General features: G+C 43.7%; 1 protein-coding gene, 16 tRNA genes and 1 rRNA gene. 1 reads left to right on the top strand and 17 read right to left on the bottom strand.

Annotation, left to right across the window (positions count from 1 at the left end):
• Positions 1 to 217: 217 nt before the first annotated feature.
• Positions 218 to 291: transfer RNA gene (locus ABES03_RS03025), tRNA-Gly, on the bottom strand.
• Positions 292 to 486: 195 nt separating this feature from the next.
• On the opposite strand from ABES03_RS03025, the gene ABES03_RS03020 reads away from it, so the two are divergent.
• Positions 487 to 969: a hypothetical protein gene (locus ABES03_RS03020; RefSeq protein ID WP_430115010.1), complete on the top strand. Its 483-nt coding sequence runs from the start codon at positions 487 to 489 to the stop codon at positions 967 to 969.
• Positions 970 to 1,389: 420 nt separating this feature from the next.
• Here ABES03_RS03020 and ABES03_RS03015 read toward each other — a convergent pair.
• The 16 genes from ABES03_RS03015 to rrf form a co-directional block, all read right to left on the bottom strand.
• A tRNA-Leu gene (locus ABES03_RS03015) sits at positions 1,390 to 1,470 on the bottom strand.
• Between the two features lie 25 nt (positions 1,471 to 1,495).
• Positions 1,496 to 1,581 (bottom strand) — tRNA-Leu (locus ABES03_RS03010).
• Positions 1,582 to 1,618: 37 nt separating this feature from the next.
• Positions 1,619 to 1,692, bottom strand: a tRNA-Cys gene (locus ABES03_RS03005).
• An 8-nt stretch (positions 1,693 to 1,700) separates the two neighbouring features.
• A tRNA-Gly gene (locus ABES03_RS03000) sits at positions 1,701 to 1,775 on the bottom strand.
• 4 nt (positions 1,776 to 1,779) lie between these two features.
• A tRNA-Gln gene (locus ABES03_RS02995) sits at positions 1,780 to 1,854 on the bottom strand.
• A gap of 24 nt (positions 1,855 to 1,878) precedes the next feature.
• A tRNA-His gene (locus ABES03_RS02990) sits at positions 1,879 to 1,954 on the bottom strand.
• A 13-nt stretch (positions 1,955 to 1,967) separates the two neighbouring features.
• A tRNA-Trp gene (locus tag ABES03_RS02985) sits at positions 1,968 to 2,041 on the bottom strand.
• 5 nt (positions 2,042 to 2,046) lie between these two features.
• Positions 2,047 to 2,131: transfer RNA gene (locus tag ABES03_RS02980), tRNA-Tyr, on the bottom strand.
• Between the two features lie 27 nt (positions 2,132 to 2,158).
• Positions 2,159 to 2,234, bottom strand: a tRNA-Phe gene (locus ABES03_RS02975).
• Between the two features lie 9 nt (positions 2,235 to 2,243).
• Positions 2,244 to 2,320 (bottom strand) — tRNA-Asp (locus tag ABES03_RS02970).
• Between the two features lie 3 nt (positions 2,321 to 2,323).
• Positions 2,324 to 2,397 (bottom strand) — tRNA-Met (locus ABES03_RS02965).
• Between the two features lie 110 nt (positions 2,398 to 2,507).
• Positions 2,508 to 2,583 (bottom strand) — tRNA-Val (locus ABES03_RS02960).
• A 5-nt stretch (positions 2,584 to 2,588) separates the two neighbouring features.
• Positions 2,589 to 2,663: transfer RNA gene (locus ABES03_RS02955), tRNA-Glu, on the bottom strand.
• A gap of 18 nt (positions 2,664 to 2,681) precedes the next feature.
• Positions 2,682 to 2,773 (bottom strand) — tRNA-Ser (locus tag ABES03_RS02950).
• Positions 2,774 to 2,782: 9 nt separating this feature from the next.
• Positions 2,783 to 2,857, bottom strand: a tRNA-Asn gene (locus ABES03_RS02945).
• Between the two features lie 14 nt (positions 2,858 to 2,871).
• Positions 2,872 to 2,988 (bottom strand): 5S ribosomal RNA (gene rrf / locus ABES03_RS02940).
• Positions 2,989 to 3,120 lie beyond the last annotated feature (132 nt).

Genomic DNA, 3,120 nt, shown 5'->3' with positions numbered 1-3,120 from the left:
TGTTGATTGGAGTGGAAGGCGCGAAGACTCCTGTGGGAGTACGGTTCAGGGGAGACCCCGCAGGCGCAAGCGCCGAGGAGGCTCGCCGAAACGCCCACGGAAAGCGAAGTGCCTGGAGCGGAAATCAACAGACAAGTTTAACAAAGCCTTTCTGTAAATAGAAAAAACGCAATGCATCGTTCTCTATGTAACGATACACTGCGTTAGTTAATATGTATGGAGCGGGTGATGGGAATCGAACCCACTACATCAGCTTGGAAGGCTGAGGTTTTACCAGTAAACTACACCCGCATATATTCTGTGACAACTCATTAAACAAGTTGACCCTTACAATATTACACACTTTTTTTTGGCTCGTCAAGAGGATAATGCAAATTTTGTCGAATAACATCAAAAAACATATGACTGATTTTTCCCCTTTATAAATGACATCATTAGAAATATTTGCTACTCTATATTAAAATCTTTAACTACTATTCTAGTGGGGTGAGTTTTATTCGAAGAAAACCGATCATTTTCTCTACAATCTTATTCATAGCTATTGTGATTGGTTCCGCGGTTACGATTTATTTAAAGTCTTACCGAGCGGCCTCAAATGAATTGCCAGTTCAGCAGCTAGAACAAGCGCATGTAAACAAAGCGGATATTGGAGAATACATTACAATCAATCATAATTATTGGAATGAAGAGTTATGCTGGGGAAGAAGTAAAGATTTTGATTTTACTCTCTTTCAAAAAAAATATAAGGACTACATAGGGAATTTAGATAAAATGATTGAATCAGTTGATAATCCAGATTTAAAATCGGATTTTATGCTAACACAAGATTTATTGGAACAGGCAGAAGAGACAAAGGATATTTCTTATTTAATTGATGTACACCGGATGTTTCATGATTTAGATGTTAAATACAATAATTATGCAACAAGTGATTATTTTGGCGTAACCAAATATGGAGAAAACAACTAACGAGCCATGCTCGTTTTTTTGTTAGTATTATTTGGTGATTTTAAGATACATTTTTGCCGACGATGTTGTACTTAGCCTATTGAAGTGCTTTGGAGTGTGTTTACGTTACCTTTCACTCTGTTTATTGCTCGTATTGGTAACGTAGACTGTTTCTACGTTACCCTTTTCTCTGTTTTTCACCCATTTGGGGCTCGTAGAACACTTCTACGTTACCCTTTTCTCTGTTTTTCACTCATTTGGGGCTCGTAGAACGCTTCTACGTTACCCTTTTCTCTGTTTTTCACTCATTTGGAGCTCGTAGAACACTTCTACGTTACCCATTTGTCTGATAGTTACCCAGTTTTGGCACGTAGATAAGTTACTTTAATCAATAAAATAAAAAACACCTCTTATAATGAAATAAGAAGTGTTTTTCAATGATACCGGTGGCCGGGGTCGAACCGGCACTCCAGAGGAACACGATTTTGAGTCGTGCGCGTCTGCCAATTCCGCCACACCGGCATATTAAATTGTTTTAGTAAATCAGTGCCGAGGACCGGAATCGAACCGGTACGGTAGTCACCTACCGCAGGATTTTAAGTCCTGTGCGTCTGCCAGTTCCGCCACCCCGGCGTATATAAAAAGTAGATTATGCACTGTATAAATTTTATGGAGGCGGCAACCGGATTCGAACCGGTGGTAAAGGTTTTGCAGACCTCTGCCTTACCACTTGGCTATGCCGCCGTATATTATGGAGCGGAAGACGGGATTCGAACCCGCGACCCCCACCTTGGCAAGGTGGTGTTCTACCACTGAACTACTTCCGCAAAATGGCTGGGCTAGCTGGATTTGAACCAACGCATGTCGCAGTCAAAGTGCGATGCCTTACCGCTTGGCTATAGCCCAATGCTCAAATAATTTAAAATATTATGGGGCGACTGATGGGAATCGAACCCACGAATGCCTGAACCACAATCAGGTGCGTTAACCACTTCGCCACAATCGCCACAATATATAATTGGCAGGGGTAGTAGGAATCGAACCCACACCAAAGGTTTTGGAGACCTTCGTTCTACCTTTAAACTATACCCCTGTATATGGTGGAGGGGGACGGATTCGAACCGCCGAACCCGGAGGGAGCGGATTTACAGTCCGCCGCGTTTAGCCACTTCGCTACCCCTCCACATATAAAGTATTTCATAGAAATAAATGGTGGCTCAGGACGGAATCGAACCGCCGACACAAGGATTTTCAGTCCTTTGCTCTACCGACTGAGCTACTGAGCCAACATTTTATGGCGGTCTGGACGGGACTCGAACCCGCGACCTCCTGCGTGACAGGCAGGCATTCTAACCAACTGAACTACCAGACCATATTGCGGGGACAGGATTTGAACCTGCGACCTTCGGGTTATGAGCCCGACGAGCTACCAGACTGCTCCACCCCGCGACGGTAATAATTATCTAATTTGTTCATGCCCATAGATTGTATGGACTGTATCAATCTCAAATAGCATATTCATAAAACAGCTCGATTGATACAACTCACAAATATATTTATGGTGGAGGATGACGGGATCGAACCGCCGACCCTCTGCTTGTAAGGCAGATGCTCTCCCAGCTGAGCTAATCCTCCATAAATGGTGACCCCTACGGGATTCGAACCCGTGTTACCGCCGTGAAAGGGCGGTGTCTTAACCGCTTGACCAAGGGGCCATATAATAAAAATCTTAATGGCGGAGAGCAAGGGATTTGAACCCTTGAGACAGGGTTACCCGCCTACACGATTTCCAATCGTGCTCCTTCGGCCACTCGGACAGCTCTCCAGAAGAAAATGGCTCCGCAGGTAGGACTCGAACCTACGACCGATCGGTTAACAGCCGATAGCTCTACCACTGAGCTACTGCGGAATAATATGATAACAGCCTGGCAATGTCCTACTCTCACAGGGACTTTCGTCCCAACTACCATCGGCGCTGAGAAGCTTAACTTCCGTGTTCGGTATGGGAACGGGTGTGACCTTCTCGCCATAATTACCAGACCATTTATTCGACACTATTTTATTATAATGTCTTTTTCATATTTTGCAAGAGGAAAATTCATTTTTTTCATTCCCTCAAAACTAGATAATGTAGAAGAAGTGTGTGTAAAATACGAGTTCGCTTTAAAACTT

This window comes from Neobacillus rhizosphaerae, from assembly GCF_050477885.1.
GTDB classification, from domain to species: Bacteria; Bacillota; Bacilli; order Bacillales; family Cytobacillaceae; genus Neobacillus; species Neobacillus rhizosphaerae_A.
The sequence above is the reverse complement of the archived record's forward strand: the minus strand, read 5'-3'. Positions and strand labels throughout refer to the sequence as shown.